This window comes from Candidatus Nitrospira nitrosa (genome assembly GCF_001458735.1).
GTDB lineage: Bacteria > Nitrospirota > Nitrospiria > Nitrospirales > Nitrospiraceae > Nitrospira_D > Nitrospira_D nitrosa.
Map to the genome: position 1 here is coordinate 1540243 of NZ_CZQA01000001.1, position 20947 is coordinate 1561189.

Consider the following 20947-nt stretch of genomic DNA (forward strand, 5'->3'; position numbering starts at 1 on the left):
TATTTAGATGGCACGGAAGACCCAACATAGACGAGGGCAACTGAACGAAGAGGGGTGTGGTCAGGATCCCTTGAGGATTACCGGACATTCCCCCCATCCGATCCGTATTATTATTGCGGATGGTCACCAAGTTGTCAGAGCCGGCATCCGTGCTCTGCTCGAGAGTGAGCGAGACCTGACAGTCGTGGGTGAAACCGACAATGTGGACGATCTGTTCACCGAGTCCAGGCGAACGAAGCCGGACATCACGCTGCTGACATATGGGCTCCCCGGCTGTAAGGATGTTGAAGCGTATAAGCAACTATTCCGCTCCCTTCCTGATGTACGAGTCATCGTCTTGGTCAAGGACAATGACGCCGCTCTCTTTCGCCATGCCGTCGAAGCGGGAGCACAGGGAATCATACTGGGGAATATCGGTCGTGAAGAACTGATCAAATCGGTTCGTGCCGTTGCGCGAGGGGACTCCTATCTCGATCCGGAGGCGGTTGAGAAGACGTTTGGGTTGCTCAGGCAACGGCAGGAGGACGTATTCCTCCCGAAGGAGCTTCATAGCTTGTCGCCGCAGGAACGACGCATCATCCCGCTCATCGCCGAAGGGTATACCAACAAAGAAATTGCGGTGAAGCTGGCGCTCTCGGACAAGACAGTCAAGAATTATGTGGCCAATATGTTCGCCAAGCTGGCGATCGAGCGCCGGACCCAAGCCGTGGCGCTCTACTATAAGAGCCCGGCAACGGTATAAGCTCGATGGCGAGCAGGATTCCTGCGTAAGAGGGGAGTGTACTATGCCGACGATTCTAGTCGTGGATGACGACCTGCAAGTTCGGCTGTGGTTGCGACAGCTCCTTGAGGCCAAGGGCCACAAGATCGAAGAAGCCGGTGATGGGTACGCGGCACTGACCTACTTGGAGCATGCCGAGCCCGCGCTCGTTGTGCTGGACCTCTTCATGCCCAACGTGGAAGGTCTGGAAATCATCTTGCACCTGCGGACAAGTGCGAGACCTCTTAAGGTTCTGGCGATTTCTGGAAATCCGCTTCCAGCGTTCGATGCTTGTGTGGTAGCAAAAGTATTCGGTGCTTGTGATGCCTTGGCCAAACCCTTCGATGCAACGACGTTTCTGAATCATGTCGATACACTCCTTGCCCATTCATGACCACCTATCGCTGTCCCTGAGCGGAGCCCCTGTATTGGGAATGCCGCTGTTGGGCTGCGCCCTTCTTGCGTTGAAGCCGTCCCTGAGTGCGCGGGTCCGAGCCGCCTATGTGACGGTCTGGCAGACATCCAGTTTGAACAACTGTTTCACGGCATCGTCGAACAGGCGGGCGTCGGAATTGCCTTGATGAAATCGCCTCCGGGCGATTTCTCCGCGTCAATCACCGGGACTGTGGCATCCTTGCTTGGTTGCGTGAGGATATGACTGTCACGACCTTCATGGCCGTCACTCATCCGGACGATTTACAAGCCAATCTCGACAACATGGACGAGTTGAAAGCCGGACGTATCCGCTCCGCAACTTCACCAGGGAGAAGCGGTACAGCCGATCAGATGGGTCGACCCTATGAGTCGATTTGACCGTGGCTCCTCTCCGGCAAGTCGAGGAGCAGTCGACGTTTCACATCGCTGTAGTGCAGGACATCACTGAGCGGAGGCGGGCGGAACAGAATCTCACCACATGCAATGCCACTCTTGAGCAAGAAGTTTCCCGGCGGACCCAGGAAGGTGTGGAAAGCCGGCAGCGATTACAGGCGATTCTTGATGGGACCTCTGATACCGTGTTTGTCAAGGACATCGAAGGACGATCTCTGCTCCTCAATCATGCGGCGGGTCGGTGTGTTGGGACAGTTCAAGAGGAAGTAATCGGTCACGATAATCGGGTCATCTTTTCAGCCGCAGATACTCAGGCTATGATGGCGGCAGATCGAAAGATCATTACCAGCGGGGCGACCATGACGTATGAGGATAGTGCAACCACTGCAGACGGGGGCAAAGACCATTCTTTTCGACCAAAGGACCTTTCTTGGACGACCAAGGTTGTGTGATAGCGTTATTCGGTATCTCCCGTGACATCACCGAGCGCTTTCGGAATATTTTCCAGCATGCCGACATCGGCATTGCCATCACCGATCTTGAGGGCCGGTTTCTGCGCTGTAATCCCGCGTATTGTGCGTTCCTTGGGTACTCTGAAGAGGAGTTGCGGGGGTTGACGGTTCCAAAGCTGGTGCATCCGGACGACCTGGCCAGGAACATGTTCGAGGTTGAACAGGTGCTTTCAAAGGAGTTGTCCTGGTTCGAGATCGAGAATCGCTATTGTCATAAAGACGGGCATGAGGTGTGGGTACACAAGTTTGTGTCGGTGCTGCGGGATGATGCCGGTCGGCCCACGAGCTTCTTCGCACTGGTCACCAATGTGACGGAGCGGCATCGGATGCATGAAGTCCTGGAACAGCGGGTTGCGGAGCGAACAGAGGCGTTACGGGCCAGAAAAGCCTTCAACAGAGAGATCTTGGACTCACTGTCTGCCCATGTGGCGGTACTCGACGCAGCCGGCGAGATCGTCGCGGTCAATCGGGTCTGGGAGAAGGCGGCGATGCACAATGATCCGTTGGGACTGGCGCAGATCAGCCTCGGTGCCAACTATGTGAGGGTCTGCGAGCACGCAGCAGACGACAGTCCCGAGGTGCGATGGACGTTGGCGGGGATCCTTGATGTCTTAGCTGGGAGAAAGCAGGTGTTCGAAACGGAATATCTCTGTGCATGGCCAGGACATCGACAGTGGTTCAACATGAGGGTCACGCCACTGAGCGATCGAGGGGGCTGTGTCATTACGCATGAAGATGTCACCGACCGTAAGCGGGCGGAAGAAGCGCTCCGGGACTCCTTCCAACGCCTTCAAGCGCTCAGCCGGGAAGTGCAGCTTGCCGAAGAGCGAGAACGGAGCCGGCTCTCACGGGAGCTGCATGATGAATTCGGGCAGGTGCTGACCGGGCTGAAGTTCGATCTGATGGATCTGGCCAGAACAGTCGTCAAGCCTCGCAGGGGCTCGATTACGGCATCACGCCGGAAGGTAATGCGTGCGCTTGGCATGGTCGATCGGCTCTTTGCATCTCTCAGGGAAATGGTCTCGGGCCTCCGGCCATCGCTATTGGATGAGCTGGGGATGGTGCCGGCCCTGGAAAGTCTGGCAACGGACATCCAGGAGCGGTCAGGCCTGTACTGTCGAGTCGTAGCGGATCCAATTTCTTTCCAGTCTCGTTGTGGGGTGGAAGTTGAAAGTGCGATTTACCGCATGACACAAGAGTTGCTGACCAATGTGGTTCGCCATGCCAAGGCGACCATGGCCACAGTCACGTTGGGCCGTACTGACGGCTGGATAACGTTGAGGGTCGTGGATAATGGCCGAGGATTCAACATCCGGAGCGTGAAAACCACAAAGCAATTCGGTCTCAAAGGCGTAGAGGAACGGGCTGAGCTGCTGGGGGGCAAGGTTGAAATACATTCCAAGCTGCGAAGGGGTACGATGGTCACCATCCAGGTTCCCCTCGACCTCCCTACGACTCGTCGCGGGCCTGTCGCTCAGGCCCGGCGGCCGAAGTCTGCCACAACCAGAAAGAGGCGCCGGAGTGGGATCTAGTTGCCACTGTCTGATTATCCCTCATGGCATCCGAGATCGGCCGTGTGATGAAGGATGCTGTTCGCCCATCGAAGAACCAGGGACTGTCGCTGGTGCCGTATCAGCTGTCCGCCGCGAAGCCTGGGATCTCCTCATGCTCGATGTTGCACGGCCGAACAGGCATGGCTTGGAAGTGTTGAAAGAGGTCAACCTGTTGAGGCCGACGCTCCTGGCTCCAATACCTAGAGCGTGAATTTGCCTTGCACGTCTTGAAGGCCTGGGCCTTCTGGGTACCTGACCAATGATCAAGCGCCTTCCGAACTCCTGATGGCTGTGAAAGAGATCCTGGCGGGCCGGCGGTACATTCCGGTACGCCAGGCGACCTGGTTGCTCACCATCTACACAGCACCCATCCAGCGGTGCAGCATGCGTTTCTCTCTGACCGAGAGATGGAGGTTCTGTGGCTGCTCGGGCAGTGCAAGACAGTCTCGGCTATCGGCGCCGAGACGACGCTCAGTGTCAAAACCGTCAATACCTACCGCACCAGACATCCCAGCAAACTTGATCTCCGCACGACGGCCGAACTCATCCATTACGGGATTGAGCATCATCAGACGACCTAGCCATCACGCCACTGCGGCGGCACGCTTTTGTACGATATTCGTCAAGTCCTCGCCCCATGATCATAGGAATGCCCACCAGCACCCTATGGAGCTGGTCTGATGGCGCTGTAGGACGGGTACGGACATACCGATAGGCTCCGGTCTGATATATCCCCGTAACATCCGGCGGTATGCTGACCGATAAGAGTCCACGGGCCATAACGTGGTGATCAAGAACGCCTATGCATATTCTCCTTGTTGATGATCACCCCTTGCTTCGTCTCGCCGTCAGGCAAGTGATTGAGTGCCACTATCCATCCTCCACCATTCGTGAGGCTGCGACTGCTGATGAGGCCTTGCGAATCACGCGTGCCCAGCCGATCGAGGTGGTGATTCTCGATATCCAGCTTCCGGACCACAGTGGTCTGACGTTGCTGAAACAACTCAAGAAGGTACGCACGAAGATCACCTGCGTGGTCCTGACCATCCACAGCGATCCGCAGTATCTGAGACTCGCGTTCCAACATGGAGTATCGGCATACCTGACAAAAGAGTCTGCTCCCGAAGAACTCCACAAGGCGATTCGAACCGTCTGCTCCGGTGGCCGATACATCTCTAAGGACCTGAATGGATCCATTGACGTAAAGGGGCGGCCCCTTCCTGCCATGCTCCCCAACCCTCAGCTCTCGTCTCGTGAGCTGGAGGTTCTCTCTTGGTTGGCAAAGGGACGAACTGTTTCTCAGGTCGCCACACGGTTGAAGCTCAGCGTCAAAACCGTCAGTACCTATCGATCCCGTTTGCTCCAAAAGTTGCAATTGGAGACGACGGCTGATCTCATCCGGTATGCCGTTGATCGCCATCTTGCGAAGTAATGTCTGACCCCATCACCAGCATGCGACGTCGTATCGGGCAGGTAAAATAAATCTCCAGATCAGATCAAAACCTTCACTATTTTGTGTCCGTCAGCGTGTTCGAGTGAGCTGTCAGCCGAGTGGTGGCGGAACCGAACAGGATGGGCTAACGGGGTTTCTTGATGCGTGGTAAACCACGTAATTCTCAGACCGGCCGATTAGGGATCGAGCCGCGCAAGACCGGCAAGGATCATCCTTGCCCATCGTGTCCGATTCGAGTCCTTACTGCCCACAGTCATGATCTCGTCAGGCTCGGTGTGGGAGCGATGCCTGAGGGGGAAGAAGACATTGTGCTTGTGGGGGAATCCCATCGCCGGGCCGGCGCGATATCTCAATTCCCCAGGATCAAGCCGGATGTGGTACTGATTCAGCCACGCGTCCCTGGCGAGTCCGACGACACACGCGGCCGCCTGTTCCGCGATGCTGATTCCGGGATACGACTCGTCGTGATAGCGATGCCTTGCACATCCTCGAGGTTCAATCGCGTGGCTGACCCTGGTGCGTGCGGCCATGAGATCAAAGAGATGAGCCGTCTCGAATTGCTTCGTGTGATCCGCCGCATGGCCAAGCGTACACCATCTGTCTCTGGAGAAAAGGTCGCTCGGACCGTCACCTCTCCGAGGAAGGCCGCAGACGGCCCGAAAAAATCAAGGCTCCAGGAGCTGTCTCCCCAGGAGCGGCGCCTGATGCCGCTGGTGGCGGACGGAAAAACGAACCAGCAAATCGCGATGGAACTCGCGTTGTCTCCGAAGACGGTGAAGAATTATATGGCGAATATGTTCAGAAAGTTGCAGATCGCGCGGCGGGCACAAGCCGCAGCTCTCTATATGGAAGATCTCAAGTTGGGCGGCCGCCGGTCTGTGTTTCATGGGAAATAGTAAGGAGCCAAATCGCACCTATTGAGTGCCGAATCTGATCAGCAGCTTCGGGTATGGATGCGCCACATCCCGGAGGCGGAGGGTTCTCCTCGTGAAGACGCCAGCGACGGATATCAGGCGTTGGCGCGTATCGAACGTGGTCAGCTGGTGCTGGTCAGGCTGGATCTCGATCTCCCCAACGTACATGGGATCGAATCATCATCGACCTGCGGGCGCATACCCCATCTCTGAAGACCCTCGGGCTCTGCCACAATCTAATCGAGGGCATTGATACGTGCGGGACGGCAACGGCTCTCGGTGCCGAATATGCTCTGGCAAAATCATTCACGGCCGAAGAAGTTCTTTCACGAGTCAAAGGCTTCTTTTTCCCATTCGTGATCAAGCGCTGGTGTGCCTGAGCTCCCCTATTGAGAGGACCGCACAGAGCCGCATCCAGCTGTTTCGAGCCAGTCGTCCTTCCCGGCGACCGTATCGTCGCCTATCCCCGCCCTCGTGATTACTTCGATCAAGTTTTCGGATCGAACGACCGAAGCAATACCATATTGGTTTGCCGAAACTGCCGAAGTCTCAGGTAGTTTGGTAATGGGACAGGTTGTGACACCATTAGCTCTTTCTGGTTACACCAGGCAGTTTTGGGAAGCGTTGCCACGGGGAGACTCGCTGGAGACAGTCGAGTGGGCGCGACGTCACCGGGGTATTGTCTGGCTGTTAGGGAGCCATGCGGTGGGAGTCCCGCTGTTTAGCCTGATGACCGGCTTGTACGTCTGGCCTGGCTTTATTGGCGGGGGGCTGTTGGCGGCCTGTGCCATTCTTGCCCTTACACCTTCACTGGGTGCGCGGTTCCGTGCTGCCTTGGCGACAGGTGGGTTGATATTGGCGTCGACGCTGCTGGTCCATCTATCTGGTGGATATATCGAGTCCCATTTTCATTTTTTTGTGATGATGGCGGTCATCGTCTTGTACCAGGATTGGGTGCCCTTTCTCTTAGCACTCATCTCGATCGTAATCGATCATGGGATCATTGGGACCCTTGCTCCGACCATGGTGTACAACCATTTCGGAGCTCAATATCATCCTTGGATCTGGGCCCTTATCCACGGCGGATTCATCGTAGCCGAGTGTGCGGCTCTCTTGGTCTATTGGCGAGTCAATGAAACGGTACAGGGAGATCTCTACAAAGAAAAAGAACGAGCAGAGGCTGCGAGCAAGGCGAAATCTCAGTTTCTGGCCAATATGAGCCATGAGATTAGGACTCCGATGAACGGAGTGCTGGGTATGGCGGAGTTGCTCTCGCATACGCCACTGACGGAGAAACAACGGCGCTATGTCGACCAGATTCGTGGTTCAGGAGACGACTTACTGCACATCATCAATGACATCCTAGACTTTTCCAAGATTGAGGCAGGCAAGATCACGTTGGAGCGCAAGCCGTTCAACCTGGCTGTGGTTGTACACGAGATTGTGGAATCGTTTCGGGCCAGGGCTCAAGGCAAAGGGCTCACGCTCTCCTGCAGGACCGAGGAGGGAATTCAGGCCAATGTCGTGGGAGATGTCTATCGATTCCGCCAGGTTTTGACTAATTTGATCGGCAATGCCATCAAATTTACGGATGCAGGCACGATATCCGTAACCCTGCAGGGCAGCCGTTGTACGGCAGGATCGTTCCAGATAGTGGTCCAGGATAGCGGGGTTGGCATTTCACAGGAAGCTCAGGCGGCTCTTTTTGCAGAGTTCTCTCAAGTCGATGGTTCTTCGACGAGGAAACACGGAGGCACGGGGTTAGGTCTGGCGATCTCCAAACGACTTGTCGAGCTGATGCAAGGGTCGATCGGAGTGGAGTCGGCACCGGGAACCGGGTCGAGATTTTGGTTTACGGTGCAGTTTGCTGAGGAAGGAATGGACGGCTCGGTGATGGATCATGATTCGGGCTCAGGGGAAATAGCCGCGTAGAACAAGCCACAAAGGAGGCTATGAAATGGAAGTCCATACGCTTGGGTTCGATCAGCAGAAGCGCTGGTCTGTCAGCCATCGACCAAAGATTGACTCGTCTCGAACGCTCGTGGTGCTGTTTGGATCGTCAAGCCTCCTCGATGCCGATGGTCCGATTGCTGAATTGCTCAGCGACTATCCGGGCTCGCTTGCCATTGGCTGTTCGACGGCAGGAGAAATTCTGGGAACACGAATTTGTGATGAGAGTGTGAGCGCGGCGGTCGTGCGATTTGACCGTACCGATATTCGGATGGCCAGTGCTCCGGTACGGTCGGCAGAAGACTCGTTTGCTGCGGGACAGGATATTGCTCGACAGCTGAACGATGCACGACTCAGGGGCATCTTTGTCCTTTCCGATGGGCTTCAGGTGAACGGAAGTGAGCTGGTGCGAGGTCTCAACTCTCAGGTGTCTTCGTCGGTGGTCGTCACGGGAGGTTTAGCCGGGGATGGAGATCGGTTTTGTCGGACGTGGGTGTTACAGGACAGAAAACCCAAGCCAGGATTTGTCACGGCGGTCGGCTTCTATGGCGATCACATCCGAATCGGACATGGATCAAAAGGAGGCTGGGATCGATTCGGGCCGGAGCGCCGAGTCACCAAGTCGAAAGGGAATGTGCTCTATGAGCTTGATGACCGCCCTGCACTCGAACTGTACAAGGAATACCTTGGTGATCGAGCCGCTGGACTTCCCGCAACCGGCCTCTTGTTTCCGCTCGCACTGCGCGCTAACACGTCGGATCTCAAGAGTCTCGTCAGGACCATTTTGGCCGTGAATGAACGGGACCAGTCGCTCACGTTCGCGGGGGATATTCAAGAAGGATCGCTGGCTCAGCTCATGAAGGCGAATTTCGACCGATTGGTTCAAGGGGCTTCGGAAGCCGCCACATCAACCAAACTCTCGGCCGACGGGGCTGCCTGCACACTTGCGCTCGCGATCAGTTGTGTCGGCCGGCGGCTCGTGCTGGGTGGCAGAACGGAAGAGGAAATCGAGGCGACACTCGATGTATTGCCAAAAGGGACGCAACAGATCGGATTCTACTCCTACGGCGAGATTTCCCCCTATGCCACAGGAACGTGTGACCTGCATAACCAGACGATGACCTTGACGACGTTGAGTGAGGCTGCCTGATTGCCTATGCATCCCTTGCTGGCTCGACAACTGAAACGCCTGGATCTGGATGAGACGCATCCCCCATCTCCGGTGGTGTGGGATGAGCTGCTGAAGAAGATCAATCAGAGTTATGTCGAAGCTGACCAAGGTCATGCGCTTCTGGAGCGGTCATTGGCTCTTTCCTCTGCGGAAATGCAGGAACTGTATGCTCAGCTCAAGCAAAGCAGCGAAACTCAACTCGAGCAGGAGCGGAACACACTCCAGACGGTGCTCCAGTCGCTGGGTGATGGACTCTGTGTCGTGGACGCGGAGTGGAAGATTCAGTTGGTCAATTCTCAAGCCGAGCTATTGTTTGGGGAAACCGGTCCCGCACTCATCGGGCGTTCGGTATATCGAATGATTTCACCTGGCCCCGAAGAATACCGGTCCGAATGTCTCATTACCGACTCGACGTTTCCTTCACTCGCGTCCGGTGATCCCTATCGGACGGATGATGGAGTGTTGTTGGCCAGGAATGGCGAACTGCTGCCCATTGCCCTGGTCGTGACGCCTCTGCTGTTGGCAGGAAAGGCAATCGGCGCGGTGTTGGTGCTCAGAGACGTTTCGCATCAGAAGCGGGTTGAACGGGAACGTCAACAGACTGAGGGCGTGCTTCGGCGTATTAAGACCGGCTTGTCTGAATTGGCAGAAAGTCCAGAAATCTATAATGGGAACCTCGAGGAGGCCTTTCAAACAATCACGCGTGTGGCCGCGGTCTTTCTGTGTGTCGAACGGGTCAGTATTTGGTTTTTTACAGAGGATCGTTCCGCGATTCAATGTGCCAAGCTCTTTCATTTCACCACTCAAGAGTATTCGCAGGGCACCGTACTGACGGCGACGGCGTATCCACATTATTTCAGAGAGTTGGCGGCGGAACAACCTGTGGTGGCGGATGATGCGCAGCACGATCCAAAGACGGCGGAGTTTACCGCGAGCTATTTAGCTCCCCTGGGAATTACCTCAATGCTTGATATCCCGATCCGTTCCGGAGGTCGGATGGTGGGGGTGATCTGTCACGAGCACATTGGTCCCTTTCGGTCTTGGACGTTGGAGGAGCAACATTTTGCCGTGTCGGTATCCAACACGCTCACATTGGCACTTGAGGCGGCTGATCGGAAAAAGGTTGAACAGGCCTTACGGACCAGCGAAGGGCGTCTGACGATGACGGTCCAGAGTACGAACATTGGGATTTGGGATTGGGATCTCACTTCCAATGAGATGTACTTTTCCCCTGAATGGAAGCGGCAGCTGGGATATGAGGATCATGAGTTTGCCAATTCGTTTCAGGAGTGGGAATGTCGAGTCCACCCAGACGACCTCGAGCGCTCTCTTGGTGCGATTGAGGCCTATCTCAATGGGCGCGTGGGAGCACTCGAGAATGAGCATCGTCTTCGCCATAAAGACGGGTCTTATCGATGGATCCTTGCCCGTGGGACCATCATTAGGAATGAGGGAGTACTCTCGTCTCGCATGGTTGGCATCCACATCGATGTGACCGACCGGAAAACCGCTGAGGAGGTGCTACGTCAAGCCAAAGACGCGGCGGAAGCAGCGAGTCGTGCCAAGAGCCAATTTCTTGCCAACATGAGCCACGAGATTCGGACACCGATGAACGGTGTGCTGGGCCTGGCGGAGTTGTTGCTTCGCTGTTCACTGAACGAGAAAGAGCGGCATCTGACTCAATCGATTCATCGATCTGGGTCCGTTCTCCTGGCAATCATCAATGACATTCTCGACTTCTCCAAAATCGAGGCGGGGAAATTACAATTGGAGGCCATCCCCTTTGAGGTTCGACGGACCGTTGAGGAAGCCTTAGCAGTGTCCTCCCCTACGGCGGAACAGAAAGGACTGAGACTATCCTGTCACATCGACCCGCGCATTCCAGTTTCCCTGATCGGTGATCCGACAAGGCTGAGACAGATCCTCGTCAATCTAGTCAGCAATGCAGTCAAATTCACTGAGCAGGGTGCCATCACCGTCAGCGCCGAGCTGGAGGAGACAAGAGAAGGGCGATATGGGTTGTCCATCAGTGTGACTGATACAGGTATCGGGATTTCCCTTGAAGCCCAGACAAACATCTTCGATGCCTTCTCTCAGGCAGATGGGTCGACGACGAGAAAGTATGGTGGGACAGGATTGGGCCTGGCAATTGTGAAGCAACTGGTGACCCTCATGGGTGGGACCATTAAGCTCCAGAGTCGCCCAAGAGAGGGGACCTGTTTTCGATTCACGGTCTACTGTAAGCCCGCTGATATGCCGAGTCAGAGGCCGATGGAGTCGATCGCTGCGTCAGACAACCGTGGTGAAGCGGTCAGGGATCAGCGTCCTGTGAGAAGGAGAGAGGTTCGTATTCTCCTCGTGGAGGACAATCCTGTGAATCGCGAAGTGGCGGGCGGCATGTTAGAAGTACTCAATTGTCGCATCGACACGGCGGAGAATGGGCGAGAAGCCGTCGATGCGATAGCCAAGACAGAGTATGCACTCGTCTTTATGGACTGTCAGATGCCGGAGATGGATGGATTGACGGCGACCAAACTGATCAGAGCTCGTGAAGCGGAACAGACCCAACAGACCGGAGACTCTGCAGTTGCTCCTCCGCCACGACTGCCGATCGTGGCGTTGACGGCGCATGCGATGCAGGGTGACAGAGAGCAGTGTCTCGCCGCAGGCATGGACGACCACCTGAGCAAACCATTTACCCTCGTGCAGCTTGAACACATGCTTTCTCGATGGCTTCCGAACCGGCTTAGGGGTGAGGTCAGTCAGCAGACGATTCCACCCGGTTCCATGGGGAAGGAGATGGTGGGTGATTTGCAGGAGGATCCGCGTGGCGTATCAGAGCCGGTAGAGCCAGCCACCGGATCGATCATTGATCAAACCGCGCTGGCGGGAATCCGTGCGCTTCAACGTTCCGGACAGCCTGATATTGTCGCACGTGTCGTGACGTCGTATTTCGAAACATCGCCGGACATTGTCGACCGAATACGTTCAGCCGTGCGGTCACAGAATGCCGCGGAGCTGCGTGCTGCAGCGCATCGCCTTAAGTCGAGTAGCGCCCAGCTTGGAGCCATGGCGGTTTCCGCTGATTGTCGAGAATTGGAGCAAATGGGGGAGCGCCAAGATTTAACGCATGCCGATGAGGTAGCAGCCAGACTAGAGCAGCATTATGCGACGGCCTGTATTGCGCTTCGAGGAGAAGTGACCAAAGGAAGTATTGCGGCATGACCACCGAACGACGCCCGACCGTCTTGATTATCGACGATGATACCATCGCCCGCATGCTCGCGCGCGAGGCGCTTGAACAGTCCGGCTGGTTGGTGGAAGAGGCAGAGAACGGGCGTCTCGGAGTCGAGGCGTTTGTCCGTCATTATCCTGATCTGGTGCTTCTGGATATCATGATGCCGGAGATGGATGGGTTTGCCGTCTGCGCGGAGGTGAGGCGGTTACCCAAAGGAACGCATACTCCGGTGCTCATGATGACCGGGCTGGAGGACTATCAATCGATTACCCAGGCGTATGATGCCGGAGCCACTGATTTTATCGTCAAACCGATCAATGGGCTCTTGCTCAGCCATCGGGTCCGCTACATGCTGAGGGCCGGCCACGCCATGCGCGAGTTGCGTGACAGCCAGGAGAAGCTGGTTCAGGCTCGTGACGCTGCGCTGGAAGGAGCGCGGTTGAAATCTGAGTTCTTGGCGACCATTAGCCATGAGATCCGGACACCGATGAACGGCATCATTGGGATGGATGACTTGCTCCTCGACACAGATCTGACATCGGAACAGCGAGACTGTGCGGAAACAATCAGGACATCTGCCAAGGCACTGCTGGAAATCGTCAACGACATTTTAGACTTCTCCAAGTTGGAGTCGGGACGTGTAACACTGAGCCAAGATGAGTTCGAGATCCACCGGATGCTGGAGGACTACCTGACGCCGCTTCGTGCGCGGGCAGAGGAGAAAAATATCCTGCTTCGCCATGAGATCGTGTCAACCGTTCCAGTCAGGCTCTGGGGTGATCGGGTGCGCCTTGGTCAGCTGCTGTCTGTGCTACTCAACAATGCGCTCAAGTTCACGGAGCAGGGGGAGATCTCCCTACATGTAGGTCTCACCCCACAAGCGACGGCAGGCATGGAGCTCAAATCTTCAGATGAAGCAAGCTGGATACGATTCACTGTCACTGACACAGGAATTGGTATTGATAAGGCCGCTGCGGATCGTTTGTTCCAGCCTTTTGTCCAGCTAGATGGATCCTATCGAAGAAAATATGGAGGAATGGGACTGGGATTGGCCCTTGCAAAGCAGTTAGTGGAAGTGATGGGCGGAACCATCGAATTTGAGAGTGAGCTCGGGCGAGGAAGCCGGTTCTGGTTCGATCTCCCATTTGCCCCGGCAGATCAGAGCCCACCACAGGTTAGGGTGCAGCGAAATGCACTCATGTATGTGAAGGAAGCGGTCAGTCAGGCGATTATCAGAAGAACTTTAGAAAAGCTCGGCTACCAAGTCGTGAGCCTCGTGAATGTGGCAGATCTGTGTCAGATTGGCCCTGAGCGCGTACCGAGTGTATTGGTGGCGGAGTGCAGTCTGTTGACCTCGGAGACTGACTGTCTTCAGGTGCAACGGCTGAAAGAACGGGTTCCTCAGCTACGAATTCTTGGACTGACCCACGATATGTCCTGTGGCGAAATCCCACCGGAGCTTCCATTTGTCGTCGAGGGCTATCTCAAAAAACCTCTTACCGTCGAAGCTATCAAGGCTGCGGCGGGAATCGAGGCCGCCTAGCGGTGCGTCTCCACACTCCTGGTAAGAATCAGACGGTCCTTCGGCCTGCTTACCGTATCTTGAGACAGCCGACGAAGAAGTGAGTGACTTCGCCGGCTGTTGACAAAGTCCACCAGCGGCGTTCTCGCCTCGCTCAGAGGCTCAACGTACGGCAGAGAGTACGATTCGCCTCTTTCCTCGCTGCGGCCTTGCTGGATGGCCTTTCTGAACAGCCTGTGCGGTACTCTCCAGACGTTCGTGACCTCAGGCAGGGTTCGATTTCTGAGCTCGTTCTTGGGTTTGTCAGCACACTGCTAGCTGACCATACTAAATCCCTCCAATGAGGTGTTCCGCAGCGTACCGACTTGTTTCGAGCCGACAAGCGTGACTCTCATCTGTCCGCGAGGGAATCCCCGGCTCAGTGCTTCTTGTCCTTTTGCATAATCTTGTCTGTCCATGCAAGCAAGATGGCAGAAGCGAGGAACGTCATATGAATAAAAATCTTCCATTTCAAGTGCTCTGGGTTCTCATTGGCCACATCCACGAATCCCTTCAATAAATGAATGCTGGAGATTCCGATCAAGGATGCCGCCAATTTGATCTTGATCGTGCCGGGATCGACGTGCGTCAGCCAATCAGGACGATCGGGATGGTGCTCTAGATCCAGCTTGCTCACGAACGTTGCGTATCCGCCGATCACGACCATGGTGAGCAGATTGGCAACCATGGTGACGTCAATCAAGCCCAAGACGCCAAGCATGAAGGCCGTTTCATCCACCTTGTGGATATGAATCACCATTTCCCACAGTTCGACGAGAAACTTGTAGGCATACAGCAATTCTGCCACGATCAGTCCGACATAGAGGGGCGCTTGAATCCATCGACTGGCAAAGACAATCGATTCGAACGTGGCTTCGACCTGATTGCTGGCGGAGTGGGTGGGCTTATGCAAACGGTGGGTTTCCCGGCTATCGGGTAAACCGGAGTCGGACATTACAAGGCTCCTTTCAGAAAAAATGATGACGTGTTCAATCGAGAGTCGTCCGTATCCTAGTCAGGCGAGGATGGCCTGTCAATTCGTAAGAGCAGTGGGGAGATCAGGTTGCCGAAGCGTTGTTGGCTGGCTTTGATAGGTGAGGAGCGGGGGCCGTAGTGGTGATTTGCGGTAACTGCTTAATCAAACCCGCAGCGCGTGTGCATGCCAGTTTGATCTGTCCAGCGCAATATTGTGACGGATCTTCCGCCGACAGTCGTGCGAGGAGAATGTCGGTAAACCCATTGATGGATGTCAGGCAGTTGTTTAAGTCGTGTGCGACTTTCGTGAGGGGGAAGGATGAGGTCGGGAGAGCTTCAGTCGAGGGCACTCGTTCCGTAACTAGCTGAGGGCGAGCGGCTCTGATCAAGGCGCTGGTGATAGACAGCCGGAGCGTCTCAGCTGAGGGGGGAATGATGGGCAACACTTCATGGGCTCCAGCACGGATGGCATCAGATAGCTTTGTGGGATCGCTTGTTTGGTGGAAGCCGATGATGGCACTGGACATGGCTCTCGCTCGTACCCGTTCCACTGCTTCTCGTCCGGAATTGCCCGGCAGCGAGAGATCCATGAGAATCACTGAGACGTGATGGGTCTCTAGGTAGGTGAGACCCTCCTCAAGAGAGAAAACGACATCCAGTGTCGCCGACGAATGGTAAGCAAGAACTATCAGCTCTCGGAATGTCCGGACAAGGTCCGGATCAGGCTCGATCAAAAGCGCCGCACTTGACGATGATAGCTCTGTGAGCATGTTCAATATGGCAATGGTCTACCGGGTACGATACTGGACGGCGTATCATACGAAGCCCGTGTTCTAGACTAGCAGAATGCTGAAAAAGTCCTCCAGCGGCGTTCTCGCATCACTCAGCGGCTCGACGTACCGAAGCGTACGCCTCGCCCCTTCGCTCGCTGTGGCCTTGCTGGACGGCCTTTTTGAGCATTCTGAGGTGTAGAGTGCCACAGTTCCTTCTGGCATCGTGCAACGATGTGCGAAGCAGAAACCGCGTTTTTCACCACACTGCTAGAGTGACTCTGTTCTTATCGGAATAAGGCACAGAGTTCTTTACCAGGAGCAGTTTCCCAAGAATCTGCCGTCGGCAATTGTTTAGGTGCGGCCTCGCGGTAGACGGGGCTCCGACCCCTTGAAGCTTCCAGCGTAGAAGGCAGCGATTTGCGATCGGCGACCTATACTCAGTTTAGAGTAGATATTGGCGAGGTAGTTCTTGACTGTTTTTTCGCTGAGTCCTAAAAATTTGGCGATCTCTTTGTTGGTGAGGCCCCTGGCGACGAGAGGAAGAAGACGCTGCTCTTGGGGCGAGAGGAGGGGGCGTTTGGACTGTCCTGGCTCGGTAGGGACATGCTTCACCCAATCCAATGTGTGTTGGGGCAAGCGAGAGTCCATCAGCCTCTTTCCGGCTGCAACCGATCGAATGGCGCGCACGAGCGCCTGAGAAGCGATGTCTTTCAGGAGATAGCCATGAGCGCCGGCCAGAACGGCTTCGAGTACCGTATGATCATCGGCGAAACTCGTGAGAAACAACACACGGGTTGTCGGGCATTGTGCAAGGATCTCACGGGCTGCATCCACACCGCTTCCGTCCGGTAATCGGATATCAAGCAGGATGAGGTCCGGTTTCAGGCGAACGCAAAGCTTTTTGGCTTCTGCCATTCGCTTTCCCTGCCCAATGACTTTTAGTCCAGGAGTCAGGTTGAGAACGGCGCAGAGACCGATTCGCACGACTTCGTGGTCATCGACGATCACGAGTCGAATCGCTGGAGACTTACTCATACAGCACATCCTTTTTCAATGGCACGTCGATCGTGATCGTAGTTCCGCGTCTTGGCACGCTTTCGAGGGTAAAAGCGCCGGTCATGTGCTGTGCACGAGCCTCCATATTAGCAAGCCCATGGCCAGTGCGGCGTTTGCGTGAAGGAGAGAAGCCGATGCCATTGTCTCCGATGACTAACCGGATCGAGTTGTGCGCGAGGCTCAGATGCAGCCAGCGACGGGAGGCACGAGCATGGCGCAAGCTGTTGCTTAGGGCTTCACGAGCGATATTCAACAGCTGTTCTCCGATCTGAGGAGTGATAAAGGAAAGTACGGGGCTCGTAATGTCGAGCTCTGCTGTGTCACCTTCGGTGTCAGCCGTGGAGGCAATCAGTTCTTGAATTGACTGTCCAAAGTCCAGTCGAACGGAAGTCCGTTCTGTGAGTAGGGTAATGAACCGTCGAACATCGACCATGAGGCCGTTTAGCTGGCGGATGGCCTGGGAGATATGCGTTTTCGACCGGCGCGGTGTTCGTCCCATTGCAAGCTTGCTGGCTTCAAGCTGCATCCCGACTGCGTACAATCCTTGAAGAAGGTTATCATGCAGGTCTCGACTGAGTTGCTCTCGTTCTTCCAGCGCTAGTTTACGCTCGGTAATATCCTGTACCGCAGCAAGAAGCAGTGGACCTTGCCGGCCAGGCAGGTCGACTCTGGTGGTTTTGACTAGAACCCAAATAATTTCACCTGATTTTCTGATATACCGTTTCTCATGGGTGTAGCCGGATCTGACTCCACGGTAGAATTCTTCAGTTAATCGAATATTCGCGGAGAGATCCTCCGGGTGGGTATACAACGCATAGGTACTGCCGATGATTTCCTGAACATCGTATCCGGTCAGTTGACAAAAGGCGAGATTCGCGGTGACTACCCGCCAGTTTTCATCGAAAATGCAGAGCCCAACGGGAGCTTTGGCGACGAAGCGCTGGAGCCTTAGTTCGCTCTCCCGTAAGGCTTGCTCGGCACGTTTTTGTTCGGTGATATCCCGAAAAATCCAGACACGGCCGACTATTTCGTTGTCAAGGATCTGCGGTCGAGAATACCGCTCAAACATTCGCCCATCTTTGAAAACGGCCACATCAAAACTTTCCTGTTCCGGATGAGCATACAGCTCACGGACTTTCTGCAGAAATACAGTAGGTTCCTGAAGCTGGTCCATCACAAAGGCCAGCAGTGCGTCGGCGTTCCCGCTGTCTGCGAGCGTTTGGGGAATGTTCCAGAGATGCAGGAAGCGCTGATTTGCACTGGTGACCTTCCCTTGTCGGTCAATGACCAATATTCCGTCGGCAACCGAATTGATGGCGGCTTGTAGGAGTGAGTACGATCGTTTTCGATCAGAGATGTCACGAACGAAGGTGAAATTGTACTCCTTCCCTTCTACGGCGATAAAATTAGCGACAATCTCTACAGGGTATGTTTCACCAGATTTGGTGCGATGGCGCGACTCAAATCGGAGACGTCCTGTCCGACTCAAATGCGCCCAATGTTCAGGCCACCGTTCCGCTTGGTATTCGGTATCAATCTCATTCACGGACATCCGCAGCAACTCTTCACGAGAGTACCCAAGTCGTTGACACGCGGCATCATTGACATAGAGAAAACGAGCCGACTGATCGACCCAGAACACGAGGTCTGCAGATCGATCAACTGCCAGCTGAGTTAGCCGGAGGGCTCGTTCGGCTTGCTTCAGGTCCGTCAAGTCGCGGGCGACTCCCACCAGCCCGATCACGCATCCGGTCTGATCGCGGTGCGGTGTCTTGATCACATGAAAAATGCGAGGCGTGTCGTGAATGGGCACAATTTCCTCGAATTCCCGTTGGGTTGCGCCGGAAACAACATCGCGATCCCCGGCTATACAGCGATCAGCAACTTCAGGAGGAAAAAGTTCGGCATCGGTCGTTCCGATGATAGCCTCGGGGAGCTTGCCGAGCGTCTGTGCAAATGCCGAATTGACGAATCGATAGCGGCCGTCTAGACCCTTCATGAAAATGGCGTCGGGTGCTGTTTCAATGACGGATCGCAGCAGTGCTTCTTGTTCTTGGAGGGCCTGTTCCGCCTGTTTGCGATCATCAATATCTTGGATAACGGCTATCAAATAGTCCGCATCGGAAGAGCCGCTATGGACACGCGAGACGGTCAGATCGACCCACGCCCATGTGTCGTTGCTTTTACGATACCGTTTCTCCATAGAGAAGGAATAACGCTTGTCTGTGAGCAGTTCGTCGATGCAGACAAGGCTCGCTTTGAGGTCATCCGGGTGCGTGAGATCTTGAAATGTTCGCTGGAGCATGACTTCCGATGAGTAGCCCAGCAGCTGACAGAGGTGCGGATTGACTCGAAGAAATCGTCCGTCCAGGTCCAGTTGGGCAATGCCGACCCCCGCATGTTCATAGAGCGCTCTCCATCGAGCCTCGCTTTCTCGAACCTGTGCCTCGATGAGGCGGCTCTCGGTGATATCGCGCACGAGACAGCCGACAGTCGCCGGAGACGTTTGGCTCCCTGGAATTAGGGTCGAGACCCCAGAAAAATAGCGTATGGCTTGATGCGATCGAACGGCGTAATTAATCGTCGCAGGTTTACCGGTTGTAAAGACCTGGCGAATTGTTTCCACATAGTGGGAACCTGCTTCCGCCCCGAACACGTCGGTGAGGTGTCGACCGATGAGTTCCTGTTTGGGCACCAGAAGTTTGTCGTTACTGTGAGTCCAGATATTGAGGTATCGTCCATCCTGGTCAAACTCAAAGGCGAGGTCGTCCAGCGTGTTTAAAAACGAGTGAAGACGAGCTTCAGCTATCAGGGTCGCCTCCTCCGCCCGTTTGATTTCAGACTGATCCACATAGAGACCGACAGCCAGAGACAGCTGTTCGAATTCGTCGTAGACGAACACGGGCCAAAGGAGAAGGTTCAACATCTTTCCATCTTTGCGCCGGCGCAGCAGCTCTATCGGGCCGATTAACTCTCCCCGTACTCCTGCTTGCCAGAGGGCATTCGCCTCGACTTCTTCCTCAGGCTGGATATAGGGAAGTTCACGCCCGAGCACTTCTTCCTTCGACCATCCGAACAGACGAGTTGCGGCGTGGTTCCAACTGACCACGCGCGCTTCTCGATCGAGGCTGACAAGCGGCAAGGCGGATTCCTCGACGAGAGTCTGGAGCAGGCGAGACGTTTCCTGGAGTTGCTTTTCTGTCCGCTTGCGCTCGGTCACATCCTCACAGGCCACAAGGACGAGGAGCTGATTGGTGTGGTCGTGGATCGCCCGCGCGCGCTCTTTGACCCATATCCTGACCCCGTCTTTCCGGAGTTTTTGAATTTCCCACTGAAACACGGTGTAGGGGCTGGCGATGCACGCGATCAACTGTCCCAGCACAGTCTGGTGATCCTTCGGGTCAAATAGCCGCAAGATGGACTGGCCGATGAGATCTTCTTTCTGGTATCCGAGTTGATCCGCTCCAAAATTATTGACAGATAACGTGGTGCCGTCAGGAGAGAGCGTGAAATACATGAAGGGGTTTTGATCGTAGAGGGATTGGTAGCGCTGCTCACTTACTTTGAGTGCCGATTCTGCTTGTTGTCTTCGAGCGATTTCAGTCTTCAGTTCATGGACGGCCTGTTCCAATCCGGCTGTTCGTTCTTGGACAAGAATTTCAAGGGTTTCTCGGGTGGCGCGCTGAGTCAGCTCGACTTCTTTCCGGACAGTAATATCTTCGATTGTGCCCGTCATGCCCGACACCGGTCCATTCTCACTGCCCGTCGCACGACCACGGCAGGCTACCCACCGAGTGGTTCCAGAAGAAGTGAGGATGCGATGTTCTACTCTGTAAGGAGAGTGGTCGCGAGCGGCCTTGGTAATGGCTGCACTGAGACAATGGCGATCATCAGGATGCACGAGAGCCAAGAATCCTTCATATGAGCCATCAAATGTACCGGGAGGAAGGCCGAAGATCCGTTCAGTTTCCTCCGACCATATCATCCGATTTGCTCGGCTGTCCCACTCCCATGTCCCTACTTGGGCAGCCCCGAGTGCCGTGGTTTGTGTTGATTGACGGTCTTGTTTCGCATGAACAAGCGCCTGCTGTAGATCAAGGATCTGGTGGCGAAGTTGGGCGAGCTCGCTGAGGGGTGAAGGGGCGGTCTTCAGGGGTGAACTCATAAACAGAAACCTCTGGGTAGTCCAGACGAGATCCTAAT

General features: G+C 55.1%; 17 protein-coding genes. 13 read left to right on the plus strand and 4 right to left on the minus strand.

The genetic code is table 11. The annotated features are described in order from the left end of the window. The first annotated feature begins 7 nt into the window (after positions 1–7). The 13 genes from COMA1_RS07335 (at position 8) to COMA1_RS07390 (ending at position 13922) form a co-directional block, all read left to right on the plus strand. Positions 8–742 (plus strand): LuxR C-terminal-related transcriptional regulator, encoded by a 735-nt coding sequence (locus tag COMA1_RS07335; protein ID WP_090745917.1) that lies wholly within the window; start codon positions 8–10, stop codon positions 740–742. 43 nt (positions 743–785) lie between these two features. After that, positions 786–1154, plus strand: coding sequence for a response regulator (locus COMA1_RS07340; protein ID WP_176697911.1), 369 nt, complete (start codon positions 786–788; stop codon positions 1152–1154). 260 nt (positions 1155–1414) lie between these two features. Further along, the gene (locus COMA1_RS21040; protein WP_176697912.1) at positions 1415–1573 is read left to right on the plus strand and encodes a hypothetical protein; all 159 of its coding nucleotides are present in this window, start codon (positions 1415–1417) and stop codon (positions 1571–1573) included. A 2-nt stretch (positions 1574–1575) separates the two neighbouring features. Next, positions 1576–2040 carry a PAS domain S-box protein gene (locus COMA1_RS07345; RefSeq protein WP_176697913.1) on the plus strand — a complete coding sequence of 155 codons (465 nt, stop codon included), beginning with the start codon at positions 1576–1578 and terminating at the stop codon, positions 2038–2040. Beyond that, positions 2019–3632, plus strand: coding sequence for a PAS domain-containing sensor histidine kinase (locus COMA1_RS07350; protein ID WP_090745928.1), 1614 nt, complete (start codon positions 2019–2021; stop codon positions 3630–3632). Before COMA1_RS07345 ends, COMA1_RS07350 begins: the two co-directional genes overlap by 22 nt. A gap of 428 nt (positions 3633–4060) precedes the next feature. Beyond that, a complete protein-coding gene (locus tag COMA1_RS07355; RefSeq protein ID WP_090745930.1) occupies positions 4061–4234 on the plus strand; it encodes a LuxR C-terminal-related transcriptional regulator in 174 nt (57 codons plus the stop codon). Positions 4235–4455: 221 nt separating this feature from the next. Then, positions 4456–5085 (plus strand): response regulator, encoded by a 630-nt coding sequence (locus COMA1_RS07360; protein WP_090745933.1) that lies wholly within the window; start codon positions 4456–4458, stop codon positions 5083–5085. 161 nt (positions 5086–5246) lie between these two features. After that, positions 5247–6002: a response regulator transcription factor gene (locus tag COMA1_RS07365; protein WP_090745936.1), complete on the plus strand. Its 756-nt coding sequence runs from the start codon at positions 5247–5249 to the stop codon at positions 6000–6002. Positions 6003–6023: 21 nt separating this feature from the next. Then, the gene (locus tag COMA1_RS07370; protein WP_090745939.1) at positions 6024–6233 is read left to right on the plus strand and encodes a hypothetical protein; all 210 of its coding nucleotides are present in this window, start codon (positions 6024–6026) and stop codon (positions 6231–6233) included. Between the two features lie 351 nt (positions 6234–6584). Further along, complete coding sequence (locus COMA1_RS07375; RefSeq protein ID WP_090745942.1) at positions 6585–7952, plus strand: ATP-binding protein; 1368 nt, start codon at positions 6585–6587, stop codon at positions 7950–7952. 25 nt (positions 7953–7977) lie between these two features. Continuing rightward, positions 7978–9120 (plus strand): FIST signal transduction protein, encoded by a 1143-nt coding sequence (locus COMA1_RS07380; protein WP_090745946.1) that lies wholly within the window; start codon positions 7978–7980, stop codon positions 9118–9120. A gap of 6 nt (positions 9121–9126) precedes the next feature. Next, positions 9127–12366 (plus strand): ATP-binding protein, encoded by a 3240-nt coding sequence (locus tag COMA1_RS07385; RefSeq protein WP_090745949.1) that lies wholly within the window; start codon positions 9127–9129, stop codon positions 12364–12366. Beyond that, positions 12363–13922 carry a response regulator gene (locus tag COMA1_RS07390; RefSeq protein WP_090745952.1) on the plus strand — a complete coding sequence of 520 codons (1560 nt, stop codon included), beginning with the start codon at positions 12363–12365 and terminating at the stop codon, positions 13920–13922. Before COMA1_RS07385 ends, COMA1_RS07390 begins: the two co-directional genes overlap by 4 nt. A 397-nt stretch (positions 13923–14319) precedes the next feature. On the opposite strand, the gene COMA1_RS07395 is transcribed toward COMA1_RS07390, so the two are convergent. From COMA1_RS07395 to COMA1_RS07410, 4 genes are all read right to left on the minus strand, one after another. Next, a complete protein-coding gene (locus COMA1_RS07395; RefSeq protein ID WP_090745955.1) occupies positions 14320–14895 on the minus strand; it encodes a TIGR00645 family protein in 576 nt (191 codons plus the stop codon). Positions 14896–14998: 103 nt separating this feature from the next. After that, on the minus strand, positions 14999–15685 hold the full coding sequence (locus COMA1_RS07400; protein WP_090745958.1) for a response regulator: 687 nt from the start codon (positions 15683–15685) through the stop codon (positions 14999–15001). Positions 15686–16039: 354 nt separating this feature from the next. Further along, on the minus strand, positions 16040–16723 hold the full coding sequence (locus COMA1_RS07405; protein WP_176697914.1) for a response regulator: 684 nt from the start codon (positions 16721–16723) through the stop codon (positions 16040–16042). Beyond that, the gene (locus COMA1_RS07410; protein ID WP_090745963.1) at positions 16716–20909 is read right to left on the minus strand and encodes a PAS domain S-box protein; all 4194 of its coding nucleotides are present in this window, start codon (positions 20907–20909) and stop codon (positions 16716–16718) included. Before COMA1_RS07410 ends, COMA1_RS07405 begins: the two co-directional genes overlap by 8 nt. Between the last annotated feature and the right edge of the window lie 38 nt (positions 20910–20947).

Coding starts and splice junctions, on each gene's coding strand:
- COMA1_RS07340 (WP_176697911.1), top strand. CDS start 786: ATGCCGACGATTCTAGTCGTGGATGACGACCTGCAAGTTCGGCTGTGG.
- COMA1_RS07410 (WP_090745963.1), bottom strand. CDS start 20,909: ATGAGTTCACCCCTGAAGACCGCCCCTTCACCCCTCAGCGAGCTCGCC.
- COMA1_RS07400 (WP_090745958.1), bottom strand. CDS start 15,685: ATGCTCACAGAGCTATCATCGTCAAGTGCGGCGCTTTTGATCGAGCCT.
- COMA1_RS07395 (WP_090745955.1), bottom strand. CDS start 14,895: ATGTCCGACTCCGGTTTACCCGATAGCCGGGAAACCCACCGTTTGCAT.
- COMA1_RS07405 (WP_176697914.1), bottom strand. CDS start 16,723: ATGAGTAAGTCTCCAGCGATTCGACTCGTGATCGTCGATGACCACGAA.
- COMA1_RS21040 (WP_176697912.1), top strand. CDS start 1,415: ATGACTGTCACGACCTTCATGGCCGTCACTCATCCGGACGATTTACAA.
- COMA1_RS07380 (WP_090745946.1), top strand. CDS start 7,978: ATGGAAGTCCATACGCTTGGGTTCGATCAGCAGAAGCGCTGGTCTGTC.
- COMA1_RS07365 (WP_090745936.1), top strand. CDS start 5,247: ATGCGTGGTAAACCACGTAATTCTCAGACCGGCCGATTAGGGATCGAG.
- COMA1_RS07390 (WP_090745952.1), top strand. CDS start 12,363: ATGACCACCGAACGACGCCCGACCGTCTTGATTATCGACGATGATACC.
- COMA1_RS07335 (WP_090745917.1), top strand. CDS start 8: ATGGCACGGAAGACCCAACATAGACGAGGGCAACTGAACGAAGAGGGG.
- COMA1_RS07355 (WP_090745930.1), top strand. CDS start 4,061: ATGGAGGTTCTGTGGCTGCTCGGGCAGTGCAAGACAGTCTCGGCTATC.
- COMA1_RS07385 (WP_090745949.1), top strand. CDS start 9,127: ATGCATCCCTTGCTGGCTCGACAACTGAAACGCCTGGATCTGGATGAG.
- COMA1_RS07360 (WP_090745933.1), top strand. CDS start 4,456: ATGCATATTCTCCTTGTTGATGATCACCCCTTGCTTCGTCTCGCCGTC.
- COMA1_RS07375 (WP_090745942.1), top strand. CDS start 6,585: ATGGGACAGGTTGTGACACCATTAGCTCTTTCTGGTTACACCAGGCAG.